Source organism: Oricola thermophila, assembly GCF_013358405.1.
Lineage (GTDB): Bacteria > Pseudomonadota > Alphaproteobacteria > Rhizobiales > Rhizobiaceae > Oricola > Oricola thermophila.
This window is the reverse complement of the sequence record NZ_CP054836.1, coordinates 590,276-614,125: the sequence shown is the minus strand read 5'-3', so window position 1 is coordinate 614,125 and position 23,850 is coordinate 590,276. Positions and strand designations below refer to the sequence as shown.

At 63.3% G+C, this 23,850-nt stretch carries 23 protein-coding genes; 12 read left to right on the top strand and 11 right to left on the bottom strand.

The genetic code is table 11. The annotated features are described in order from the left end of the window. Positions 1-31: 31 nt before the first annotated feature. Together HTY61_RS02845 and HTY61_RS02840 are read left to right on the top strand one after the other, a co-directional pair. Positions 32-847, top strand: a complete 816-nt coding sequence (locus HTY61_RS02845) for an SDR family NAD(P)-dependent oxidoreductase (protein ID WP_175275377.1) — start codon at positions 32-34, stop codon at positions 845-847. 42 nt (positions 848-889) lie between these two features. Then, a complete protein-coding gene (locus tag HTY61_RS02840; RefSeq protein WP_175275376.1) occupies positions 890-1,903 on the top strand; it encodes a zinc-binding alcohol dehydrogenase family protein in 1,014 nt (337 codons plus the stop codon). A gap of 27 nt (positions 1,904-1,930) precedes the next feature. On the opposite strand, the gene HTY61_RS02835 is transcribed toward HTY61_RS02840, so the two are convergent. Both HTY61_RS02835 and hmgA read right to left on the bottom strand, forming a co-directional pair. Next, entirely contained in the window at positions 1,931-3,091 is a 1,161-nt protein-coding gene (locus HTY61_RS02835) for a WD40/YVTN/BNR-like repeat-containing protein (RefSeq protein WP_175275375.1), read from the bottom strand. Between the two features lie 182 nt (positions 3,092-3,273). Further along, the gene (gene hmgA, locus HTY61_RS02830) at positions 3,274-4,629 is read right to left on the bottom strand and encodes a homogentisate 1,2-dioxygenase (protein ID WP_175275374.1); all 1,356 of its coding nucleotides are present in this window, start codon (positions 4,627-4,629) and stop codon (positions 3,274-3,276) included. Between the two features lie 180 nt (positions 4,630-4,809). On the opposite strand from hmgA, the gene minC reads away from it, so the two are divergent. The 3 genes from minC to minE are packed head-to-tail and all read left to right on the top strand — an operon-like array spanning position 4,810 to position 6,658. After that, positions 4,810-5,544, top strand: a complete 735-nt coding sequence (minC, locus tag HTY61_RS02825; protein ID WP_175275373.1) for a septum site-determining protein MinC — start codon at positions 4,810-4,812, stop codon at positions 5,542-5,544. Positions 5,545-5,579: 35 nt separating this feature from the next. Next, positions 5,580-6,395, top strand: coding sequence for a septum site-determining protein MinD (minD, locus tag HTY61_RS02820; RefSeq protein WP_175275372.1), 816 nt, complete (start codon positions 5,580-5,582; stop codon positions 6,393-6,395). Next, positions 6,392-6,658 (top strand): cell division topological specificity factor MinE, encoded by a 267-nt coding sequence (gene minE, locus HTY61_RS02815; RefSeq protein WP_175275371.1) that lies wholly within the window; start codon positions 6,392-6,394, stop codon positions 6,656-6,658. The genes minD and minE overlap by 4 nt, the downstream gene beginning before the upstream one ends. 12 nt (positions 6,659-6,670) lie before the next feature. Here minE and HTY61_RS02810 read toward each other — a convergent pair whose 3' ends face one another. The 6 genes from HTY61_RS02810 to paaA form a co-directional block, all read right to left on the bottom strand. After that, positions 6,671-9,229 (bottom strand): bifunctional diguanylate cyclase/phosphodiesterase, encoded by a 2,559-nt coding sequence (locus HTY61_RS02810; protein ID WP_246272903.1) that lies wholly within the window; start codon positions 9,227-9,229, stop codon positions 6,671-6,673. Positions 9,230-9,515: 286 nt separating this feature from the next. Next, positions 9,516-10,592, bottom strand: coding sequence for a 1,2-phenylacetyl-CoA epoxidase subunit PaaE (gene paaE / locus HTY61_RS02805; protein ID WP_175275369.1), 1,077 nt, complete (start codon positions 10,590-10,592; stop codon positions 9,516-9,518). A gap of 12 nt (positions 10,593-10,604) precedes the next feature. Next, positions 10,605-11,114 (bottom strand): 1,2-phenylacetyl-CoA epoxidase subunit PaaD, encoded by a 510-nt coding sequence (gene paaD, locus HTY61_RS02800; protein WP_175275368.1) that lies wholly within the window; start codon positions 11,112-11,114, stop codon positions 10,605-10,607. Next, entirely contained in the window at positions 11,108-11,863 is a 756-nt protein-coding gene (gene paaC / locus HTY61_RS02795) for a 1,2-phenylacetyl-CoA epoxidase subunit PaaC (protein WP_246272902.1), read from the bottom strand. Before paaC ends, paaD begins: the two co-directional genes overlap by 7 nt. 9 nt (positions 11,864-11,872) lie before the next feature. Further along, positions 11,873-12,160, bottom strand: coding sequence for a 1,2-phenylacetyl-CoA epoxidase subunit PaaB (gene paaB / locus HTY61_RS02790; RefSeq protein WP_175275366.1), 288 nt, complete (start codon positions 12,158-12,160; stop codon positions 11,873-11,875). A gap of 4 nt (positions 12,161-12,164) precedes the next feature. Beyond that, positions 12,165-13,160: a 1,2-phenylacetyl-CoA epoxidase subunit PaaA gene (paaA, locus tag HTY61_RS02785; protein ID WP_175275365.1), complete on the bottom strand. Its 996-nt coding sequence runs from the start codon at positions 13,158-13,160 to the stop codon at positions 12,165-12,167. A gap of 94 nt (positions 13,161-13,254) precedes the next feature. On the opposite strand from paaA, the gene HTY61_RS02780 reads away from it, so the two are divergent. Continuing rightward, positions 13,255-13,671 carry a PaaI family thioesterase gene (locus HTY61_RS02780; RefSeq protein WP_175275364.1) on the top strand — a complete coding sequence of 139 codons (417 nt, stop codon included), beginning with the start codon at positions 13,255-13,257 and terminating at the stop codon, positions 13,669-13,671. On the opposite strand, the gene HTY61_RS02775 is transcribed toward HTY61_RS02780, so the two are convergent. Beyond that, a complete protein-coding gene (locus HTY61_RS02775) occupies positions 13,656-14,531 on the bottom strand; it encodes a PaaX family transcriptional regulator (protein WP_175275363.1) in 876 nt (291 codons plus the stop codon). The genes HTY61_RS02780 and HTY61_RS02775 overlap by 16 nt on opposite strands. 76 nt (positions 14,532-14,607) lie before the next feature. Beyond that, positions 14,608-16,647 (bottom strand): phenylacetic acid degradation bifunctional protein PaaZ, encoded by a 2,040-nt coding sequence (gene paaZ, locus HTY61_RS02770; RefSeq protein WP_175275362.1) that lies wholly within the window; start codon positions 16,645-16,647, stop codon positions 14,608-14,610. Between the two features lie 121 nt (positions 16,648-16,768). Between paaZ and paaG the strand changes: the two genes are divergently transcribed. From paaG to HTY61_RS02745, 5 genes are read left to right on the top strand one after another with little or no spacing between them, the layout of a single operon-like run. Further along, positions 16,769-17,560 carry a 2-(1,2-epoxy-1,2-dihydrophenyl)acetyl-CoA isomerase PaaG gene (gene paaG / locus HTY61_RS02765; RefSeq protein ID WP_175275361.1) on the top strand — a complete coding sequence of 264 codons (792 nt, stop codon included), beginning with the start codon at positions 16,769-16,771 and terminating at the stop codon, positions 17,558-17,560. Positions 17,561-17,565: 5 nt separating this feature from the next. Further along, positions 17,566-18,000 (top strand): hydroxyphenylacetyl-CoA thioesterase PaaI, encoded by a 435-nt coding sequence (gene paaI, locus HTY61_RS02760; protein WP_175275360.1) that lies wholly within the window; start codon positions 17,566-17,568, stop codon positions 17,998-18,000. A gap of 44 nt (positions 18,001-18,044) precedes the next feature. After that, positions 18,045-19,355: a phenylacetate--CoA ligase PaaK gene (gene paaK / locus HTY61_RS02755; RefSeq protein WP_175275359.1), complete on the top strand. Its 1,311-nt coding sequence runs from the start codon at positions 18,045-18,047 to the stop codon at positions 19,353-19,355. Positions 19,356-19,362: 7 nt separating this feature from the next. After that, the gene (locus HTY61_RS02750) at positions 19,363-19,992 is read left to right on the top strand and encodes a TetR/AcrR family transcriptional regulator (protein WP_175275358.1); all 630 of its coding nucleotides are present in this window, start codon (positions 19,363-19,365) and stop codon (positions 19,990-19,992) included. After that, positions 19,989-21,956: a 3-hydroxyacyl-CoA dehydrogenase NAD-binding domain-containing protein gene (locus tag HTY61_RS02745; protein WP_175275357.1), complete on the top strand. Its 1,968-nt coding sequence runs from the start codon at positions 19,989-19,991 to the stop codon at positions 21,954-21,956. The genes HTY61_RS02750 and HTY61_RS02745 overlap by 4 nt, the downstream gene beginning before the upstream one ends. Here HTY61_RS02745 and HTY61_RS02740 read toward each other — a convergent pair. Then, positions 21,944-22,702, bottom strand: a complete 759-nt coding sequence (locus HTY61_RS02740; RefSeq protein ID WP_175275356.1) for a hydroxypyruvate isomerase family protein — start codon at positions 22,700-22,702, stop codon at positions 21,944-21,946. The two genes, HTY61_RS02745 and HTY61_RS02740, sit on opposite strands and share 13 nt — an antisense overlap. A gap of 154 nt (positions 22,703-22,856) precedes the next feature. Here HTY61_RS02740 and HTY61_RS02735 point away from each other — a divergent pair, with 154 nt between their 5' ends. Next, positions 22,857-23,840 (top strand): metal ABC transporter solute-binding protein, Zn/Mn family, encoded by a 984-nt coding sequence (locus HTY61_RS02735; protein WP_175275355.1) that lies wholly within the window; start codon positions 22,857-22,859, stop codon positions 23,838-23,840. Positions 23,841-23,850 lie beyond the last annotated feature (10 nt).

Below are 23,850 nucleotides of genomic sequence, written 5' to 3'. Positions count from 1 at the left end.
ACCAACGTAAAATGTCAAAGGAGATGGCGACATGCCGCTGACCATCCTTATTACCGGTTCGACGGACGGCATCGGCCTCGAAACTGCGAAAAAGCTCGCAACAGCCGGCCACGTGGTCATCCTGCACGGGCGCAATCCTGCGAAGCTGGAAGACGCGGTCAGGGCGGTTTCCGCGCTGTCGGGCGGCGGCGAGGTGGAGAGCCATGTCGCCGACCTGTCGCGCATGGCCGATGTCGAGGCGCTCGCCAAGGCGGTTGCCGCCAAACACGGCTCGCTCGATGTGCTGATCAACAATGCGGGCATCCTCAAGGCGCCGGAAACGGTAACGCCCGACGGGCTGGACGTCCGCTTCGCGGTCAACACCATCGCGCCCTACCTGCTGACCCGCCGCCTGCTGCCATTGCTGGGCGCATCCGCCCGGATCGTCAACCTGTCCTCTGCGGCGCAGTCCCCGGTCTATCCGGACGCGCTCGCCGGCAACCTCCGGCTGTCGGACATGGACGCCTATGCGCAGAGCAAGCTCGCGCTGACCATGTGGTCCGGCCAACTGGCGCGGTCGCTGGGCGAGGACGGTCCCGTGGTCGTCGCGGTCAATCCCGGCTCGATGCTCGGCACCAAGATGGTGAAGGATGGCTTCGGCGTCGCCGGAGGCGATATCGGCATCGGGGCCGGGATACTCGTACGCGCCGCCTTGTCGGATGACTTCGCATCCGCCTCCGGCCGTTACTTCGACAATGATTCCGGCCGGTTTGCCCCGCCCCACAGGGATGCGCTCGACCCGGCCAAATCGGCTGCAATCGTAAGCGCGATTGAAGACATACTCGCGCGGCTGTCCGTCGCGATCTGACCGCAGAACAGCGGTCACTTTCCTCGAATTTAGGAGCCCCCCATGAAAGCCGTTGGCTACAACACACCCGGTGCAATCGACCGGGACGATGCCCTTTTCGATTTCGAAGCCGACAGGCCGACCCCGGCCGGCCATGACCTGCTCGTGCGCGTACAGGCCGTCTCGGTCAATCCCGTGGACTACAAGATCCGGCAGAACCGTCCGCCGGAAGGCAATGCCCCGGCCATTCTCGGCTGGGACGCCGTTGGCGAGGTTGTCGATACGGGCGACAGGGCAACCGCGTTCAAGCCGGGTGACACGGTCTGGTATGCCGGCGCCATCAACCGGCCCGGCACCAACGCCGAATACCACCTCGTCGACGAGCGCATCGTCGGCCGCAAGCCGCAATCCGTGTCGGCCGCCGAGGCCGCCGCGCTGCCGCTGACCACCCTGACCGCCTACGAAATGCTGTTCGACCGGCTGCGCGTGAACGATCCCGTGCCCGGCGCCGCGCCCGCCGTCCTCATCATCGGCGGCTCCGGCGGCGTCGGCTCTATCGCGATCCAGCTCATGCGCGCCCTGACCGACCTGACCGTCATCGCCACGGCCTCGCGTCCCGAAACGCAGGCCTGGGCGCGCGAACTGGGCGCCCACCACGTGATCGACCACGCCAGCCCCCTGCCCCCGCAGATCGAGGCGCTGGGCATCGGACAGCCGGGATACGTGTTCTCGACCAACCGCACCGAGCTCTACATCGAACAGATCGCCGAACTGATCGCGCCGCAGGGCCGCTTCGGACTGATCGACGATCCCGAGACGCTGGACATCAAGCCGTTCAAAACCAAGGCCGTCTCGACGCATTGGGAACTGATGTTCACCCGGCCGCTCTTCGAGACCCCCGACATCGGCCGGCAGGGCGAGATCCTGAACGAGGTTTCGGCGCTTCTGGATGCCGGAAGGATCCGCTCAACCGCCACCGAGATCGTGGGCACGATCATCGCCGAAAACCTCAAGCGCGCCCATGCGACACTGGAAACCGGCAAGGCGCGCGGCAAGCTGGTGCTGGAAGGCTTCTGATCTGTCGGCGCGCCCCGCGCGCGCCGACTACGCCCGGTCCATGACCTCGACGGCAAGGATCGTCGGCAGGTGCCGGGCTATCTCTTGCCAATTGTCACCCTCGTCGAAACTGGCAAAGACCGAACCGCTGTTGGTGCCGAAATAGACGCCGGCGGGATCGCGCCCGTCCCCGCCCATCGCCTGGCGCAACACGGTGAAATAGCAGGCTTCCTGCGGAAGGCCGGAACGCATGTCCTGCCATGTCTTGCCACCGTCGCGCGACCGCCACACCGCCGCGGCCGCGTCCGGCGGATAGCGGCCCGCGCTGTCGCCATTGAGCGGCACAGTCCAGACCGTTTCCGAATCGCGCGGATGGACGCGGATCGGGAAACCGAAGGTCGACGGCAACCCCTCGGTGATGTCGTCCCAGCTTCGCCCGCCATCCGCCGAGCGCCACACGCCGTGGTGGTTCTGCTGGTAGAGCAGGTCCCCGTCACCGGCGGCGCGCATCATGTTGTGCACGCAATGCCCGATTTCGCCGTCGCGCGGCGCCGCGGGATGGTCGTGGTGGTCGCAGGCGCCCGCGTTGGAGAGGCGGTTGCGCCGTTCCCATGTCTTTCCCCCGTCCTCGGTGGCGAAGACACCCGCCGCCGATATGCCGACCCATATCTTCTTCGGGTCTACCGGATCGGAGACGACGGTGTGCAGCGTCAGCCCGGCCGCGCCGGGGTTCCAGCTGTCGGCCGAGGGATGGTTGGCGAGCCCCTCCAGATGTTCCCAAGTTCTGCCGCCGTCACGGCTGGCGAGGAAACGGGCCGGCTTGGTGCCGGCATAGAGCGTGCCGTGCGCATGGTGCAGCGACCAGACCTGCGAGAACTGCCCCTCGAACGGCAGCGGCTCGCCGGCCCACCCGATCATCGCCGCGAAATCCTCGTCATTGGCTGCCCATTCGTCCATGGTACCGCCCGAGAGGCGCGTCAGCTCCCAGCTTGCGCCGCCATCTTCGGAACGCCAGATTCCGGCTCCGTGCCAGTCGCCGCCGCCGCCAGCCCAGAGCCGCCCTGTTTCCGGATCACCGATGACGTGGTTGATCGGCCAACCATCGCAAAAGGGCCCGCTGACTTTCCATCGGTCGCGATCGTCGCCACTGGCCAGGAGAAAGACTCCCTTGGTGGTTCCGAGCAGAACCGTGATGCATCCATCAGTCATCTGCCTACTCCTCCGTCACCGGAAGAGTGTAGCGGGAAATAAGTTGAATTCAACGCAATCCGGCATTGCCGGCTGGAGGGGGCGGACATGCGAAACGGGCGAGCCGCGAAGTGCTCGCCCGCAAAATGCAGAAATTTCAGCCTGCTGGATGCAGGAGTTGAGATGGCGCGGGAACCGTTCGCCTATTTCTTCCCTGGCGTGCCGTCGAACTTCTTCTCGAGGCTCGTCCAGCAGTCGATATAGTCGTCCTGCAACGGCGCTTCCTTCGCGGCGAATTCCGTGAGGTGCTGCGGGAAGCGGGTCTCGAACATGAAGCTCATCGTGTTGTCGAGCTTTTCCGGCTTGAGATCGGCATTGGATGCCTTCTCGAATGCCTCGCGGTCCGGACCGTGCGGCAGCATCATGTTGTGCAGGCTCATGCCGCCCGGCACGAAGCCCTGTGGCTTCGCATCGTACTGGCCGTAGATGTTACCCATCAGCTCGCTCATCACGTTCTTGTGGTACCAGGGCGGACGGAAAGTGTCCTCCATCACCATCCAGCGCTCGCGGAACAGCACGAAGTCGATATTGGCCGTGCCCGGCACGCCGGACGGCGCGGTCAGCACGGTGAAGATCGACGGGTCCGGATGGTCGAACAGGATGGCGCCGATCGGGCAGTAGTTGCGCATGTCGTACTTGCAGGGCGCGTAGTTGCCGTGCCAGGCGACGACGTCGAGCGGCGAATGGCCGATCTCGGTTCGGTGGAACTGCCCGCACCACTTGATGGTGAGGGCGGACGGCACCTCGCGGTCCTCGTAATACGCCACCGGCGTCTTGAAGTCGCGCCGGTTGGCCATGCAGTTGGCGCCGATCGGCCCCCTGCCCGGCAACTCGAATTTCTGGCCGTAGTTCTCGCAGACGAAGCCGCGCGCCGGCCCGTCCACCAGCTCGACCCGGTAGACGAGGCCGCGCGGGATCAGCGCGATCTCCTTCGGCTCGACTTCGATGATACCGAGCTCGGTGCAGAAGCGCAGTCGGCCCTCCTGCGGCACGACCAGCAGTTCGGAATCTGCGGAATAGAAATATTCGTCCACCATGGACTCGGTGACGAGATAGATGTGGCTCGCCATGCCGACCTGGGTGTTGACATCGCCCGCCGTCGTCATGGTGCGCATGCCGGTAAGCCAGGTCAGCTTCTCGCCAGTCATCGGCACCGGGTCCCAGCGATACTGGCCGAGCGAGATCACGTCGTCGACGATATGCGGCGCGGATTTCCAGTAGGGAAGCTCGATCTTCTCGTAGCGGCCCGAATGTTTCACCGACGGGCGGATGCGGTAGCACCAGGTTCGCTCGTTCTGGTGGCTCGGTGCGGTGAATGCCGTTCCGGAGAGCTGTTCTCCGTAGAGTCCGTAATTGCACTTCTGCGGACTGTTCATGCCCTGCGGCAGCGCGCCGGGCAGTGCCTCGGTCTCGAAATCATTCCCGAATCCGGGCATGTATTGCAATTCATTGGCCGTTGCGGCCGAAGACTTCAGGTCTTCCTTGACGGTGTCGAGCATGGGATCCTCCTCAGCGTCCGATATGGTGCGGAAGGCTAATAGTTTCATTTGTAACTATCAACGACCCGCCTCTATCGATGCTTTCGCGCGTCGAAAATTCCATCCTCCCGCAAGCCCCGCGCAGTAACCATTCGTTAACCATGTTCAACCTAGACCTTGGGTAACGGAATATTCACCAAGATGACCGAAGTGCTAACTGCAACCCAGCCCATCCGTCTCAAAGGTCGCTCCTTTCTGGCGCTCGTACTCAGCCCCGAGCTGCCGTTCAGCGACTGGCTGGCCCGGCTTGACGACCTGGCAGCGCGCTCGGCAGGCTTCTTTCTGCAGCGTCCGATCGTGCTCAATGTCGAGGGCCTCGAAATCGACCGGCCGCAATTGCGCGACCTGGTCGGCGAACTGGGCCAACGGCAGGTCCGGGTTATGGGCATCGAAGGCGCACGGTCGTCGCTGCTCGGCTACGACATGCCGCCTGCAATGCGCGGCGGTCGTCCGGCCACCGGCATTGAGGTCACGGACGCGCAAACGCCGATCATCGACCATGTGGAATCCGAGGTTCCTGCCAATAAGGCGGAGCCCGCGCCGCCGCCGGCGCCGTCTACCCTGATTACCGAGCCGGTACGCTCGGGCCAGTCGCTGGTATGCGACGGAGACATTACGATCGTCGGATCGGTGGCATCCGGCGCGGAAGTAATCGCGGGCGGTTCGATCCATGTCTATGGCACCTTGCGCGGCCGTGCGGCAGCCGGCTCCATGGGCAACACCTCGGCGCGCATCTTCTGCCGCAAGCTCGAGGCGGAGCTAATCGCGATATGCGGCTACTACAAGACATCCGAGGACATCGATCCCGGACTGCGAAGCAAGGGCGTGCAGTTCTGGCTGGAAGGCGATGCAATTCTGGCGGAAACACTGAGCTGAGCCAGCGGCTCCGGCGGCGGGAAAAGGAGACTTCTATGGGAAAAGCAATCGTGGTGACATCCGGCAAGGGTGGCGTCGGAAAGACCACCTCCACGGCGGCGATAGGCGCAGCGCTGGCGCAGCGCGGCGACAAGGTCGTCGTGGTGGATTTCGATGTCGGCCTGCGCAATCTCGACCTGGTGATGGGTGCCGAGAGGCGCGTTGTGTATGACCTGATCAATGTCATTCACGGCGAAGCCAAGCTCGCCCAGGCGCTGATCCGAGACAAGCGTGTGGAAACGCTCTACCTGTTGCCTGCCTCGCAGACGCGCGACAAGGACAAATTGACCCCCGAGGGCGTCGAGCAGGTGATCACCGCGCTGAAAAAGAACTTTGACTGGGTCATATGCGACAGCCCGGCAGGCATCGAACGTGGCCCCACGCTGGCAATGCGCCATGCCGACATTGCGATCGTCGTCACCAATCCGGAAATCTCCTCCGTTCGCGATTCCGACCGCATCATCGGCCTTCTTGACGCCAAGACAGTGAAGGCGGAAAACGGCGAACGCGTGGAAAAGCATCTGCTCCTCACCCGCTACGATCCGTCTCGCGCCGAGGCCGGCGACATGCTGCAGGTCGATGACGTGCTGGAGATCCTGTCGATCCCGCTGCTCGGGATCATCCCGGAAAGCACGGACGTGCTCCGCGCATCGAACCTTGGGACGCCGGTTACCCTCGCCGACAGGAACAGCGAGACGGCGCGCGCCTACTACGAGGCAGCCCGGCGCCTGACCGGCGAAACCGTGCCCGTCACCATCCCGACGGACAAGCGCGGATTCTTCGGCAAATTCTTCGGAAGGAAGGCGGCATGAATATCTTCCGATTGTTCGTTAAGCCGAAGACGGCCACGACCGCGCGCGACCGGTTGCAGGTGCTCCTCGCCCATGAACGAGCATCGGTCGGCGGCAATGACCTCGTGACGATCCTGCGGGATGAGATTCTCGCGGTCATTTCGAAGCACGTGAAAGTCGACGACAACAAGGTCTACGTGAAGCTGGAACGCGGACTGCAGGTCTCGACGCTCGAGGTCGATGTCCAGATTCCATTCGACAGGACGACTCGCCGGGCGGCCTGACCGCCCGCGCCGTCACGCCACCTGCCGCCAGCGTTCCTCGCGGACGAACTCGATCAGGCTTCCTGACGACATTGGTGCCGCGAAGGCATATCCCTGAAGGGCATCGCAGCCGAGATCGCGGAGAATTTCGGCATGCCGCATCGTCTCCACACCCTCGGCTACGATATTGATCCCGAGCGACCGCCCGATATCGATGATGGATGCGACGAGGCGGCGCTGGCGGTCGGAGTGGATGATCGGCGTTATCAATTGCCGGTCGATCTTCAGCCGCTTGGGTTGAAGATGAACAAGGCTGACGATCGAGGCGTAACCGGTACCGAAGTCATCGATCTCGATATCGATTCCCCTCGCTCTCAGCTGCTCGAAATTGCCGGCGATCGTCTTGTTCTCGTCATCGAGGAATATGGATTCCAGCAATTCGAAAGAAACCGTTCCCGGTTCGATGGAAAGCCCGTCCAGCGTGCTCATCAGGTCCGCATCATGCAGGCGGCCCGCGGACACGTTGACGGACATTTTCGGGATCGAGAGCCCGGCCGCCTTCCAACGCGTCGACGCCCACAATGCCTGCTCAAGAATCGTCCGATCGATCAGCGCGACGACATTGAGCTCGTCAGCAATCCGCATGAACGCGTCCGGTGCGAGAATTCCTTCCTTGGGATGCTCCCACCGCGCCAACGCCTCCACGCCGACGATCTCGAGCGTCGCCGCATCGAACTGGGGTTGGAACCAGGGCACGAATTCCCTTCCCTCGAGACCGCCCAGGATGTCGTCTGCAACGCGCTTGTTGCGCACGATTTCGGCCTTGAGCGATGAAGAGAAGAACTCGAACCGGTTGCGGCCGTTGCTCTTTGCCCGGTAGAGCGCGATGTCTGCATCCACCAGAAGTCTCTTGCCATATCCGCTCACACTGGTGTCGGCGACGGCAATTCCGATACTGACACCAAATCTGCACGTGTGGTCCTGATAGGCCACCGGCTGGCGCATTTCTTCGATGATGCGACTCGCCAGCGAGGACAGGCGCGCTTCATCGGTCGGAGCAACGGTCGCAATGACGAATTCGTCCCCGCCGACCCGTGCGACAAAATCAGTGTCGCGTGTGTTCGCCTTCAGAATGGAGGCCGCGTGAACGAGCATGGCGTCGCCGGCCGCATGGCCCAACGTATCGTTGATCTGCTTGAACCGGTCGAGGTCGATATGAAGCAACGCTGCCGGCTTCGGTTCATTTCCGCCTGCCATCAGGCGCTGATCGAGAAATCGCCGGTTGGGCAGACCTGTCAGACTGTCGTGAAGCGAATTGTGCTCCATCTGCGAACGGGCATCTTCAAGTTCGCGATTCCGCAGCTCGGTGCTTCGGTTCGCGGACATGAGCCGCATCTTCAGTTCGAAATCGGCCGACACGTCCCAGTTGACACCGACTATATAGTTTTGCCGACCGACATCATTGTGCACGGCGCCTATCGCGCGGATCCAGCGCGTCGTCCCGTCCTCGGTCCGAATACGGAAATCGGAATTGAAGGTTCCCCTCGTTTCGATGGCATGCCGGAATGCTTCCTGCGCCTGTTCCCGGTCATCGGGATGGATCGCATCGGTCCAGACATCAAAGTCTACATTGTCCGCATCGTCGTCGATTCCGTACAACTCCCGCATTCTCGCGTCCCAGCTCAATTCCCGCGTATCGAGGTTGAATTCCCATACCCCGATCCTGGATGTATCGAGGGCCAACTTGAGCCGCTGGGACAGGCGCTGCATCTGGTTTTGGCGCAACCTCAGTTCGCGTACATGCGCCTTCCGCTGGTCGAATAGATAGCCCGCAACGGAAATCGGAAGGATGACAAGAATGCTCGCCATCAGGATAATGCCTCGCACCTGCCAGACATTTTCCGGCGTGTCGTTCCAGCCACCCCGCGGGATGGCGGCAATCCGCCAACTGCCGCTCGGAAGGGAGACCTGCAACTGCACGGGCTGGCTGTCGAAAACCTCCGCTTTTCCGAAGAATGCCGTTCTGTCCGCGAGCCGGGCATCCTTGCCGGAAATGGCTATGTCGATCTGGAGATCGTCCGCAAGGAGTCCGCTGTCCGCATAAAGCCTCGGAGCATCGACGACAGCGGAAACGAGACCCCAAAGTTCTCGGGAGTTCCCCGGAACCTCCAGAAAGACGGGAAACCGGCCGATGAACCCCTGCCCGCCCTGCAGCAGCTCCACCGGCCCCGCCAGCACCATGTCACCGGTTTCGACGGCGCGCAGCGCAGCTTCTCGCTGCAATTCGTTCTTGCGATAGTCGAGGCCTATCGCCTTTTCGTTGCCTTCGAGAGGATACATCATGCTGATCACCATCCCCGGCGCTGCGGCGATATTGCGCAACTGGGAGTGATCGCCCAGCAGGCCGCTGGCAATTTCGCTGAATCGTTCCTGGTCCATGTCCGGTTGCGTGGCAATGACAGCCACCAGCCCCCGTATCAGCTGAATGTTGGCATTGACGCTTCCCTCAAGCCGGGCGCGAACGATGCCAAGCTGTTCGGCGACATGAGAGCGGGAACTCTGGTGATGCACCGCGCGATTCTGCTGATCCACGAAAAGCCCCATCACCACTGTGACCGCAAGAGCGATGCCACCGGCAATTACACTCGGGCGCGAAATGGACCGGAAGAATTTCCCCCGGGACGGGAACAAATGAGGCATATAAACCCTGCAAATACATCGTTGCGCCGGAATCCCCCCGCCCGGAAGACCCAGATCAACACGACATTACGTTACGAAAAGACAACAAACAGCTAAGGTACAACTGTGAGAACGCACCATGATGTACCACAGCGGCACACACTGATGTTTGCACTTTGCAGGGGATTCTGGCCGTCAGTTACACGGCGTCAAAATCGAGTACAAGCCTTTCCGAAGTCGGGCGCGCCTGGCACGCCAGTATATAGCCCGCCTCGGTCTCCCACGGTTCAAGGGAATAGTTCGCATCCATTTCGGCCGTTCCCTCGACGACCTTGCAGCGGCATGTCGCGCACATGCCGCCGGCACAGGAGTACGGAAGTTCGATGCCCTTCGCCGCAGCCGCATCGACCACCCGCTTTGACGGATCGTCATATGCAAAGTTCTTCGAGACACCATCGAGCACGACTTCGACCGTAACGCCCCTTTCCGCTGCTTCGCGCGTGGCTCTCGAAGCCTGGCGGGGCTGGCCATCGGTCGTGAACCGCTCGAAATGGATGCGCTTCCGGTCGGCGCCGAGCCGTTCGATCGCACCGGCCGCCTCGTCGATCAGTTCACCGGGGCCGCAAATGAAAATGCCGTCGGCCTCGGCCGGCTGGATAAGGCCGGCGCCTGCCAGCTTGCCCAACCGCTCGGCGTCTATGCGACCGTTGAACAGGGGCACGTCCTGCGTCTCCCGCGAGAGGATGTGCACCGTGCGGAAACGGTCGAGGAAACGGTCCTTCAGGTCCTCCAGTTCCTCGCGGAACATGATCGAGCCGGTTTCGCGGTTGCCGTAGACCAGCGTCACCTCGCTCGATGGCTCGCATTCCAGCGTAGACCGGATCATCGACAGGATCGGCGTGATACCCGAGCCGGCCGCGACCATGAGGTAGTTGTGGACGGCGCTTTCGCTGACCTCGACTGCAAAACGGCCCTGGGGCGGCAGAACCTGGATGACGTCGCCCTTGTTCAACTTCTCGTTCACGAACGCCGAGAAAACGCCGCCATCGACCTTCTTGACGCCAACGCGCAGGCGTCCCTCGTTGAGACCCGAGCAGATCGAGTAGGAGCGGCGCACGTCCTCGCCCGCAATATTCGCGCGCAATGTCAGATGCTGGCCGGGCTTGTAGCAGAACGTATTGCGCAGATCATCGGGAACGTCGAAGGCGATACAGACCGAATCTGGCGTCTCGCGGGTAATGTCGGCAACAGAAAGTTCATGGAATTGCAAGGACATGGGCGTATCTTCTCAGATGCACTTGAAGTAGTCGAACGGTTCGAGACAAGCCTCGCAGCGGTAATGCGCCTTGCATGGCGTCGATCCGAATTCGGAGATGCGGCTGGTATCGGACGATCCGCACCGCGGACAGCTCACTTGCGTTTCGCCGAACAGCGAGCGGATCGAGCCCGATGCTTCCGCCGGCGGCGCAATGCCGTAGGCGCGCAGCTTCTCGCGGGCCTCCTCTCCGATCCAGTCGGTGGTCCAGGCCGGCGACAGAACACGCTCTACACGCGCATCGAAGCCGGCCTCCCGCAATGCGGTCTCGACCGCCAGCTCGATGGCAAGTGTTGCCGGACATCCTGAATAGGTCGGCGTCACCCTGGCGACCGCCACGCCGTCATCGTCGATTGCGACCGAGCGCAGAATGCCGAGATCGGCAACCGTGACGCACGGCACTTCCGGGTCGGGAACCGCCGCCGCCGCCTCCCATGCCCTCGCCTGCATACCGGCGTGATCCAGGACGGTTTCGGCTACCATGTCAGCCCCGGATAGGCACGCTGCACATACTGCAGTTCGGCAAGAAGGTACCCCATCTCCTCGCCGTGGAAGCCCTTGCGGCCACCCGTCTGCTGCCAAGTTCGGGGATCCGGCAGTTCAAGCCGTGCCTCGGCGAAGATCTCGGCGATGGTGCGATCCCATTCGTCCTTCAGCGAGGCAGGATCCGGCGCAACGCCAGCGGCTGCCAGGCTGTCGGTGACTTGGTCGGTCTCGAACAACTCGCCCGTATAGCGGTAGAGCGCATCCACCGCGGCAGCCATTCGGCGGGCGCTCTCCTCGGTGCCGTCGCCGAGACGGATCGTCCATTCGGCAGCGTGACGCACGTGATAGACGGATTCCTTGACGGCCTTCGCGGCAATGGCAGCCAGCGTCTCGTCCGTCGAGGCTACCGCCTCGCGCCACCAGGCCTGCATGAAGACCGAGAAATAGAGCTGGCGCAGAATGGTATGCGCGAAATCGCCGTTCGGCCGTTCCACCAGCAGCAGGTTGCGATATTCGCGCTCAAGACGGAGATAGGCCAGATGATCCTCGTCGCGCCCCTTGCCTTCGATCTCGCCTGCATAGGTATAGAGCGAGCGCGCCTGTCCGATCAGGTCGAGGGCAATGTTGGGTAGCGCGAGATCCTCCTCCAGCGTCGGTGCGTGTCCGCACCATTCCGAGATGCGATGGCCGAGCACCAAGTGGTCGTCGGCGAGCCGCAGCAGCAGTTCGAAAAGCTCCTCCTTCATCATCCTCTCCTACATGTGCCCGACTTCGTCGGGGATGTCGTAGAAGGTCGGATGACGGTAGATCTTCTCGGCGGTCGGTTCGAACAGCGCGTCCTTGTCCTTGGGATCGGAAGCGGTGATCTGTGCCGACGGCACGACCCAGATCGATGTGCCCTCGCCGCGCCGCGTATAGACGTCGCGCGCCGCCTGCAACGCCATCTCAGCATCCGCCGCGTGCAGCGAACCGCAATGGCGGTGGGCAAGGCCGTTGCGCGGCCGGATGAATACTTCCCAAAGGGGCGTGGTTTCCTTGCTCATGTCGTTACTCCGCTGCAATCCTGCTGGCTTCGGCGCGCGCCTTTCGCTTGGCCGCATGGGCGTTGGCCGCCTCGCGCACCCAGGCCCCCTCCTCGTGTGCCTTGCGACGCGCGGCGATGCGTTCCCGGTTCATCGGGCCATTACCCCGGACGACGCGCCAGAACTCGTCCCAGTCGATCGGACCGAAATCGTATCCCTGCTTTTCCTCGTTCCACTTCAGGTCGGGGTCCGGAATCTCCAGACCGATGAACTCGGCCTGCGGCACGGTGGCATTGACAAAGCGCTGGCGCAGCTCGTCGTTGGAGAAGCGCTTGATCTTCCACCTCATCGACTGGTCGCCATGCACGCTGTCGGTATCGTGAGGGCCGAACATCATCAGTGACGGCCACCACCAGCGGTTCAGCGCATCCTGCGCCATCTCCTTCTGCTCGCTGGAACCGCGCGCCAGCGTCATCATGATTTCGTAGCCCTGCCGCTGGTGGAAGCTCTCCTCCTTGCAGACGCGGATCATCGCCCGCGAATAGGGTCCGTAGGAGCACCGGCAAAGCGGTATCTGGTTCATGATCGCCGCGCCATCGACCAGCCAGCCAATGGCGCCGATATCGGCCCAGGTCAGCGTCGGATAGTTGAAGATGGAGGAATATTTCGCCTTTCCTGCCAGCAATTCCTCAGTCATCTGCTCGCGGCTGACACCAAGCGTCTCGGCCGCGGAATAGAGATAAAGGCCGTGGCCACCCTCGTCCTGGACCTTGGCAAGAAGAGCGGCCTTGCGTTTCAGCGTCGGCGCGCGCGTGATCCAGTTGCCTTCCGGCAGCATGCCGACGATCTCCGAATGGGCATGCTGGCCAATCTGACGGATCAACGTACGACGGTAGCCTTCCGGCATATCATCGGTCGGCTCGATCTTTTCCTCGGCATCGATACGGGCCTGAAACCGCTCCAGAAACGCCTCGTCCTCCCCGGTCTCAGTTTGCGCCCCGATCAATCCCTGGCTGTACATCGCTCGCTCCGGTGCATTGTGATTGGCCGATTAATATGTAACAGAATTCTCATAACATGGCAATATTCCGTAACACAACAAGGAGGGGGACGGCATGTCGTTCGGAGTGAAGGAAGCGGAGGAGACACTCGCATCGGCATTCGCGCCATGGGTGGTCGCGCTGGGGTTGAAGCCGCTGCAATTCGGGCCGGATAGCGGCCGTTTCGTCCTGCCGGAGAACAAGGGGCTCGTGCATGTCGGCGGCGTGATCTGCGGCCAGGCAAGCGCTGCCGCTGCCGATACCTGCGCGGTGGTAACATTGGCAGCCGTCAACGGGCGGTTCCGCTTCTGCACGACCGTGGATCTGTCGGTGAAATTCATGCGTCCCCTGCCGCCGGGCGATGCAGAGGTACGGGTGAAAGTGCTGTCGAACGGCAGGCGGATGGCCTATGCGAGCGTCGAGATCGTCCCCGCGGGGAGCGAAAAGATCGCGGTGACAGCGATGCTGACCTTCGCCTACCTGGAAGACTGATTGCCTCCGAACCGGGCGGCAAAGGCGTCCGGGTCGTCGAGCGGAGGCAAGCCCTGCTCGGTCAGCCATGCTTCGCTAGGCCCTATGAGCTTGCCGTAGATTGCCTTGAGCGTCGCCCTAGCGTCGCCGCAGGGCCAGGATGAGGGCAACAGCTCCGCAGGCAGGGCCGGCGAGCGCAAGATAATGCGCCGCCATTCGTGGATCAGAAGTGTTCGCAGCGCGATCGCATCCAGCGGCGCCGGCTCGCAATCACCATCGAGTGCCGCTGCCAGCGGTTCGAGCGACCGGCGAAAGCTCTCGATGGCGGCCCTTACCGCGTCAAGCGACCAGAAGCTATGCGCATCGACGGGCGCGATGCCGGGTTGATCATGGATAACGAGGTAGTGCTCCAGGCGCTCGGGCAACGGCTTGGCGCCCTTGACCTCCGGCCTGATCCATGTGCCGCCGCGCGAAACGAAGCCTATCGCTTCGAGTTCGGCACCCGCATCGCCGTTGCCCGCCGTCGGAACCGCGACGCTCCAGCGCCCGTCCCATTCCGGCGGTCCCGGCGCATAGATCAGTTGCGTAGCCTCGTCGAAGGCGCTCCGCCCCCGCTTGTCGAGGCTGTAGTGGCTGAGCCGGCCGCGGCGCTCGCGTATCACCCATCCTTCGGACGCCAGCCGCGACAGCGCGGTTCTCACTGCTCCCGCCTCGATGCCGAGCCGGCCCAGGATTTCCTGCAACGACTTCAGCGGGATCGATCCGCCGCGCGGCACAATGGCATCGCCGAACACGGTGATGATCACCGACCACACCCGCAGGCGCTGCTTTCCCTGCAGCCCGGCGATGATCGAATCCCACTTTTCAATGTCGACGTCCATTGCCCCCCCGAATCGGCCTGTTCCGGAGGGATATATTCCCTCAATCCACGCTACCGCAAATCGTGGAGCGCACCGGTCAGCTCGCCCCGGCGTAGGCGTTCATTGTATGCAGCTCGTATTCGGCGACCGTCTCCCCGTCCTGATTGGTCAGAACGACATGCCAGCGAACCTCGCCATAGGTGTCGGTTCGTCTCGTTTTTCGCTTGACGGTCAGTGCCACGGCAATCGAGTCTCCCGGCGACACCGGTTTCATGAACTTCAACCCGTCGAGGCCGACATTGGCCAGCACCGGGCCGGGCGACGGCTCGACGAAAAGCCCCGCGGCAAACGACAGAAGCAGATAGCCATGCGCAACGCGACCCGGGAAGAACGGGTTCGCGGCTGCCGCGTCCTCGTCCATGTGGGCGTAGAAAGTGTCGCCGGTGAAATGGGCGAAGTGCTCGATGTCCTCCAGCGTGACGGTCCGCGGTTTCGTGTGCAGCGTCTCGCCGAGCTGCAGTTCCTCGAACGGCTTGGTGAACGGATGGCGGTCGGTCTCGAAGGTCTTCGATCCGGGAACGAATGTGCCCGCCACCGCGCCAAGCATGTTAGGGCTTCCCTGCACCGAGGTACGCTGCATGTAGTGGAACACGCCGCGGACACCGCCCATTTCCTCGCCGCCGCCTGCCCTGCCCGGTCCGCCATGGGTCAGGTGCGGCAGCGGCGAACCGTGACCGGTCGATTCGCCCATGGAATCGCGGTCGTTGATGTAGATGCGACCATGCCAAGCCCCTGCCCCGCGTGCCACGTCGCGCGCCACGTCCGGATCGTGCGTTATCAGTGACATGACGAGGCTTCCACCGCCGCGATTGGCAAGGGCGACTGCCTCGTCGAGAGCGTCATAGGCCATGACCGTCGAAACCGGCCCGAATGCCTCGGTGCTGTGAATGCTGGCGGCGCCAACCGGGTCGGGGCAGCGGAACAGCATTGGCGGGACAAATGCACCCTTTTTCGCGTCCGCCCCTTCGACGGAAAACGCGTCGGGATCGCCATGGACGCATTCCGCCTCCTGGCCGATAACGGCCACCTTCTCGAGCACGTCCCGCCGCTGCGCGAGCGAGGCCAGCGGCCCCATGCGCACCCCCTCGGCGGAAGGATCGCCGACAACCGTCCGCGAGAGCTTCGCCTTCAGCGCCTCTATGACATCACCCTCGACTGCCCGGGGTACGATTATGCGCCGGATTGCCGTGCATTTCTGCCCGGCCTTCACCGTCATCTCCCTGACCACTTCCTTGACGAACAGATCGAATTCCGGCGTACCCGGCCCGGCGTCCGGCCCCAATATGGAGGCGTTCAGGCTGTCCTGTTCGGCGATGAACCGGATCGAGTTCTGCAATATGTGCGGACTGGATCGCAACATCAGCGCCGTAGCGGCGGATCCGGTGAACGAAACCACATCCTGCGGCGTCAGCCGGTCGAGCAGGTCACCGGTGCCGCCGGCAATGAACTGCACGGCGCCTTCGGGCAGGATGCCGCTTTCCACCATCATGCGGAAACAGGCTTCCGCCACATAGCTGGTCGCGGTCGCCGGCTTGACGATCGCCGGCACGCCGGCAAGCAGCGTCGGCGCCAGTTTCTCCAGCATGCCCCAGACCGGGAAGTTGAAGGCATTGATATGGACCGCCGCCCCCTGCAGCGGCGTCAGGATATGCTGACCGAGAAAGGTGCCGTTGCGCGACAGCTGTTCGATCCCGCCGTCAACGTAGACATGCGCATCCGGCAGTTCGCGCCTGCCCTTCGACGCGAAGACGAATAGCGTGCCGATACCGCCATCTATGTCGATCCAGCTGTCGGCCTTGGTGCAACCGGCATGCAGCGACAGTTCGTAGAGCCTGTCCTTGCGCTCTCCGAGGTGGATCGCCAGCGCCTTGAGCATGCGGGCGCGATCATGAAACGTCATCGCCCGCAGGTTTGGACCTCCGGTAAATCGGGCATGGTCGAGCATCGCCTGGAAATCGAGCGCTGATCCCGCGATCGCGACCTCCTCGCCCGTGACGGCCGACGCGATCGCCCGTGCATCCGGCCCCGGCCCGATCCATTGTCCGGCGGCATAGCTCTCCAGCTTCATGGCGGTCATGGTGTTCTCCTCCCGGTGGAACTGTTCCAAACAATATTGACCGGCCGGTCGGTTTATGCAACGCTTTTCTCGCCGCCGGGTCGCCGCGCGGCGTGGCGTCGAATTCGTGGGAGGCGAAGGCGTGAGCGACACAATCCTGATCGAGCGCAACGAAGGCTGGGTGGAGATCACCCTCAACCGGCCCGACCGGCGCAATGCTCTCAACGAGGAAATGCACCTTGCCCTGCGCGCTGCCATCGGGGACGCGGCAGCCGACGAGACCTGCCGCGCGATCCTGCTGACGGGCAACGGCAAGGGCTTTTGTGCCGGCCAGGATCTCGGAGATCGCGATCCGCGCAAGATGACGGGCGCTCCCGACCTCTCCGAGACGCTCAACCGCTTCTACAATCCGCTGATACGCATGATCCGCAATGCGCCGAAGCCCGTCGTCTGCGCCGTCAACGGCGTCGCCGCCGGCGCCGGCGCGAACATTGCACTCGCCTGCGATATCGTACTGGCCGCCGAGTCCGCCGCCTTCATCCAGGCTTTTGCGAAGATCGGCCTGATCCCGGATGCCGGCGGCTCCTGGATGCTGACGCGGCTTCTCGGGGAAGCGCGCGCCAAGGCGCTCGCGCTGACCGGGGAGCCCCTGCCGGCCTCCAGGGCCGCCGACTGGGGGCTGATATGGAAGGCGCTGCCCGATGGCGAGCTGATGGCGGAAGCCCGCGCAATGGCCGCGAGCTTCGCCGCGGGGCCGACCGTCGGCTACGCCCTCACCAAGGAACTGATCCACGCGGCATCCGCCAATGCGCTCGATGACCACCTGGAGATGGAGGCCGAGTACCAGGGCCGCGCCGGCCGCACGCCGGACTATGCGGAAGGCGTCATCGCCTTCTTCGACAAGCGCGCCCCGAAATTCACCGGAAAGGGCTGAGCGTCATGGCGATCACCGACCAGGAACGCGCCGAGAAGAGCGCAGAGGCCATGTGGGCAAGCGACGATGCATCGAAGTGGTTCGGCATGTCGCTCGATGCGGTCGGCCCCGGCACGGCAACCATGTCACTGACCGTGCGCGACTGCCAGACGAACGGCCATGACATCTGTCATGGCGGCGTCATCTTTGCGCTGGCCGACTCGGCCTTCGCCTTCGCCTGCAACAGCTACAACAAGGTCACGGTCGCCCAGTCGAACTCGATCACCTTTGCCGCGCCGGCGAGAACCGGCGACAGGCTCGTTGCGGAAGCGCGGGAAGTCGTCCGCTCGGGTCGTTCCGGAACCTGGGACGTGACCGTGACCAACCAGGACGGCACCGTGATTGCCCTTTTTCGCGGACTGGCACGAACGGTCAGCGGCACGCTGTTCAGCGAGGAATAAGTTCAATAGTTCGGGCGGCATCGCCGCCACGGGAGGAGGTAGAAATGAAGGATATCGCACCGGCACGCCACGAGCTCGACCCGATCGAAATCGCATCGCGCGACGAGATTGCCGCCCTGCAGCTGGAACGCATGAAATGGTCGCTGCGTCATGCCTATGAGAACGTGCCGTTCTACACCGAAGCCTTCGACAAGGCCGGCGTCCATCCCGACGATCTGAAGGACCTGTCGGATCTGGCCAGGTTTCCCTTTACCGTGAAGCAGGACCTGCGCGACAACTACCCCTTCGGCATGTTCGCCGTCCCGCGCGAGCAGGTCGTGCGCATCCACGGGTCGTCCGGCACGACCGGCAAGCCGACCGTCGTCGGCTATACACGCAACGACATTGACAACTGGGCCACGGTCGTCGCCCGCTCGATGCGCGCCTCCGGCACGCGGCCCGGCGATGTCGTTCACGTCGCCTATGGCTACGGCCTGTTTACCGGCGGCCTCGGCGCCCACTACGGCGCAGAGAAACTCGGCTGCACCGTGGTCCCGGTTTCCGGCGGCATGACCGCCCGCCAGGTCACGCTCATCGAGGATTTCAAGGCATCGACCATCATGGTCACGCCTTCCTACATGTTGTCGATTCTCGACGAGTATCGTGCCCAGGGGCTGGATCCCCGCGAAAGCCCGCTTCAGGTCGGCATTTTCGGCGCCGAACCCTGGACCAATGCCATGCGCGAGGAGATCGAGCAGGCCTTCGACATGCACGCCGTCGACATCTACGGTCTTTCGGAGGTGATCGGCCCCGGCGTCGCCAACGAATGCGTCGAGACCAAGGATGGCCTGCATATATGGGAGGACCACTTCTATCCCGAGGTGATCGACCCGGTGACCGGCGAGGTGCTGCCGGACGGCGAGCAGGGCGAACTGGTATTCACCTCGCTGACCAAGGAAGCCTTTCCGATCATCCGCTACCGCACGCGCGACCTGACGCGCCTGCTGCCGGGCACGGCCCGCACCATGCGTCGCATGGAAAAGATCACCGGCCGTTCCGACGACATGATGATCATTCGCGGCGTCAACGTTTTTCCGACCCAGATCGAGGAACAGCTCCTGAAGGTTCCGGGCCTTGCCCCGCATTTCCAGATCGAGCTGACCCGGGAAGGCCGCATGGACGAGATGACGGTCCATGTGGAAGCCCTTGCCGACCATGCCGACGAGATCGCACGCGCAACGGCCGCTGCCGATCTTGCCGAACGCATCAAGCAGGTTATAGGCATCACCGCCCGCATCGACGTCACCACGCCGGAGGGCGTCGCGCGCAGCCAGGGCAAGGCGCAGCGAATCCTGGACAACCGGCCGAAGGAGTAGTTGCACGTTGGCACGGACGATCGCCAAGGATCACGACGAGAAGCGCGCGGCGCTCCTCAAGACGGCAGCCGCCTTCTTTGCCGAGAACGGATACGACCGCGCATCCATGAGCCGGCTGGCGAAGGAGTGCGGCGTCTCCAAGGCGCTGATCTACCACTACTACGAGAGCAAGGATGCCATTCTTTTCGACATCGTGCATGTCCACCTGTCGAACCTCGTTGAAGCGGTGGAGGCAGTTCCGCCGTCCAATGATCCGCAGAGCGGTCTCTACGCGCTGACAGGAACGATCCTCGCCGCCTATCGCGATGCCGATGCCGAGCACAAGGTGCAGCTCAATGCACTGTCCGCCTTGCCGAAAGAACAGCAGCAAACACTGAAGGACCTGCAACGCCGCCTCGTCGCGATCATGGCGGACACGATCCGCGCCACTGCGCCCGACCTGTTCGCCGCGCGGCCGGAACTGCTGAAGCCCGCCGCCATGTCCGCATTCGGCATGCTCAACTGGTTCTACATGTGGCACCGCGAAGGCACGGGACTGGGAAGGGAAGACTATGCCCGGCTGGTGGCCGATTTCATCCTGGGCGGCCTTCACCGCATCGCCGCGGGCGAGGCCGACACGCTGGAGCTTGCCCGATGACCTCACCCGTTTCCATCTCGGTTGATGGCGGCGTTGCCACCGTCCTGATCGACAATCCCCCGGTCAACGCGACATCGCAGGCGGTCCGCCAGGGAATCCTTGATGCCATTCGCGAGATCGACGCCAACGATACCGTGCAGGCAGCGGTGCTGGCCTGCGCCGGACGAACATTCGTTGCCGGCGCCGACATCAGGGAGTTCGGCAAGCCACCGGAAGAACCTCACCTGCCGGACGTACTCCAAGCGGTGGAAACTGCGCGTGTACCGGTTGTAGCCGCAATCCACGGTTCGGCGCTTGGCGGCGGCCTGGAACTGGCGCTCGCCTGCCATGCCCGCATTGCCGACGGAAAGGCGAAGCTCGGCCTGCCCGAAGTTACGCTCGGCCTGGTTCCCGGTGCCGGCGGCACCGTCCGCCTGCCCCGGCTGGTCGCGATGGAAAACGCCATGGAGATGGTTACGGGCGGCAAGCCGGTCAGTGCCGGCAGGGCATTGGAGATCGGCCTGGTCGACCGCATCTCGAACAACGATCTTGTTTCTGAAGCAAGGGCTTACGCCGAAGAACTGATTCAATCCGGCAAGCCGGAACCCACATCGGCGCGGACGCCGCGCGACCGGCCGGACGCATCGTTCTGGACGGAGAAGGAGAAAAGGATCGCCGCCAAGGCACGCGGACAACAGTCACCCGTCGAGGCGCTCCATGCTTTGCGCGACAGCGTCACACTGCCGGTCGCCGACGCCCTCACAGCTGAGCGGGCGCGATTTCTGCGCCTGCGCGACACCGAACAGGCCGCGGCGCTGCGCTACATGTTCTTCGCCGAGCGCAACACCGGCCGCCCCGCCGAGATCGAGAATGTCGAGCCGCTTGGCCTCGGAGTTGCCGGGGTTGTCGGCGGCGGCACGATGGGAGCGGGCATAGCCGCTGCCATGCTGCTGGCCGGCATGACCGTGGTTTTGACCGAGCGCGATGCAGCGGCAGCCGAAACGGCCCGGGAACGCGTCGCGGGCATCCTGGACGGCAGCCGCAAGCGCGGCCTGCTATCCGACGCCGCCTGGAAGGACGCGCTGTCCCGCTTTTCCGCCCAGGACAATTACAATGCGCTTTCCGCCGCCGATCTCGTAATCGAGGCCGTGTTCGAGGACATGGGCGTCAAGCGCGAGGTCTTTACCGAGCTGGATCGCGTGTGCCGCGCCGACGCCATTCTCGCTTCCAACACCTCCTATCTGGACGTCAACGAACTGGCGAATGCAACGAAGGACCCCTCCCGCGTCGTCGGGCTGCATTTCTTCTCGCCCGCCCATATCATGAAGCTGCTGGAGATCGTGCGCACCGACGCCGCCGCGCCGGCCACGTTGGCCACAGCCTTTGCGCTGGCGAAGAAGCTGAGGAAAATTCCCGTCCTGGCCGGTGTGTGCGACGGCTTCATAGGCAACCGCATCATGGCCGCCTATCGCCGCGAATGCGATTTCATTCTCGAAGAAGGAGCGCTGCCGCAGGACGTCGATGCGGCCATGCGCGACTACGGCTTCGCCATGGGAATCTATGCCGTGCAGGACATGGCCGGTCTCGACATCGCCTGGGCCATGCGCAAGCGCCGGGCCGCTACGCGCCCGGCGGATGAACGTTATTCCAGGATCGCAGACCGTCTCTGCGAGCTCGGCCGTTTCGGCCGCAAGACCGCGGCCGGCTGGTACGCCTATGCGGATGGGGCGAAGGCGGGCCAGCCGGACCCGGCGGTCGAGAAGATCATCCTTGAGGAAAGCGCACGCCTTGGCTTCACGCGCAAACCGTTCACGGCGGAAGAAATCATGGAGCGTATCCTGGCCTCAATGCAGGCAGAGGCCCGCGCCGTTCTGGATGAAGGCATCGCGCTGAAGCCGTCGGACATCGACGTTGCGATGGTGCACGGCTACGGTTTCCCGCGTTTCCGAGGCGGGCCGATGTTCGCCGCCGGCTACCGGGACTGAAGCATGCCCATCCAGCCGAGACTATCCTCCGTCGGTCCGTCCGGTCGGTATTCCGCGCCGAAATAGCCTTCATAGCCCATGTCGCGGAGCGCGGCAGCGATCCAGGGATAGTTCAGCTCCCCCTCGTCCGGACGCCCGCGTGAAGGCACCGCCGCAATCTGGACATGGCCGATCATCGGCAAATGTTTCTCGATGCGCCGGAGAAGATCGCCGCCCATGATCTGGAGGTGGTAACAGTCTGCCATGATCTTCAGGTTGGGATATCCGAGGGCGGAGACAATTTCCGCCGCCTGCTCGATGGTCGCCAGATGGTAGCCCGGCACGTCACGCGTGTTGATCGGCTCGATCAGGATGGTGGTGTTTCCGGCCAACTCGCAGGCATGAGACAGATTGGCGCGAAAGGCGGCATCGGCTCGCGCGCTGTCATCGGGTTTTCCCGCCATGACGTGAACTGCCCGACAGCCGGTTGCCTTGGCATAGTCGAGAGCCTGTTCGATTGCCGCGCGCGCATCCGCCTCGCGGTCCGGAAGGGCGGCCAGGCCGAACTCGCCATCCTCGCCCGGCCGGGTGTTGAGGCCGAGCATCGGCAGGCCAGTTTCGTCCAGCGCCGCCCTCGCCTCGTCCGTCGGCACGTCAAACGGGAAATGGCATTCCACCGCGTCGAATCCGGCGCGCTTGGCCGCCCGGATCGCCTCGGGCAACGGCAATTCCCTCCACAGAAATCCGAGATTGGCCGACAGCTTCACGACATCCCTCCCCTCGCTTGACTGTTCCTGCTTATGCGCGGCATCGGACGTCGTCCAGCAACAAGAATGAAAATGCAAATCATTTGCAACTGGATTGACAGTTGCAAATCGTTTTCATATTCATTCTAAAGTACGCAACAAAGGACACTCCCCAATGCCATTCCGTCGAACAATCATTGCCGCTTCAATCATGTCCGCCATGTTCGGCCCGACCTCCGTCATGGCGCAGGAACCTGTCACCGCCGTTTCCACCGTGGGCATGATCGCGGATGTTGTATCCAATGTCGGCGGCGAATGCGTGGCCTCGTCCGCCCTGATGGGACCGGGCGTCGATCCGCATCTCTACCAGGCGACGGCCCGGGACGTACGCACGCTCCAGTCAGCCGATATCATCTTCTATTCGGGCTACTCGCTGGAAGGCCAGCTTGGAGACGTTCTCGAGCGTTTCTCGGAACGCACCCCGACCATCGCCGTTTCCCCGGCATCGATCCCGCCGTCCGATCTGATCACCGTTGCCGATATCTATGGCATTGATCCCCATCTGTGGATGGATCCCGGTCTCTGGGTGAAAACGGTACCGGTGATCGCCGACGAACTCTCCGGGGTCCGGCCCGAGTGTTCGGACCGGTTCCGGGCAAATGCCGACGCCTATGCCGAACAGCTTGCCGCGCTCGACTCGTGGGCGGCGGAGGCGATCGCGTCCATTCCGGAAGGCCAGCGCATCCTTGTCACGGCGCATGACGCCTTCAACTATTTCGGCCGGGCTTATGGCCTGGAAGTTGCGGGCATCCAGGGCATTTCCACGGAGTCCGAGGCCGGTGTCGCCGACATTCGGGAAACGGCCCGCATGGTGGCAGAACGCAAAATTCCGGCGGCTTTTGTCGAAAGCACGATCAATCCGCGCACCATCCAGGCAGTCATCGACGCGGCCGCGCAACAGGGCCACAGAATCGAGATCGGTGCGGAACTCTATTCCGATGCCATGGGCGAGCGTGGCACCGCCGGCGGCACCTATATCGGCATGATCTACGAGAACACTTACAATATCACGCGCGCTCTGGGCGGAACGCCGCCGCCCCTGCCCGCCACTCTTGCCGGCTGGGCGCAGCAGTGGCATCTTTCCCCCGTCGGCGAATAGGAGCCGCACC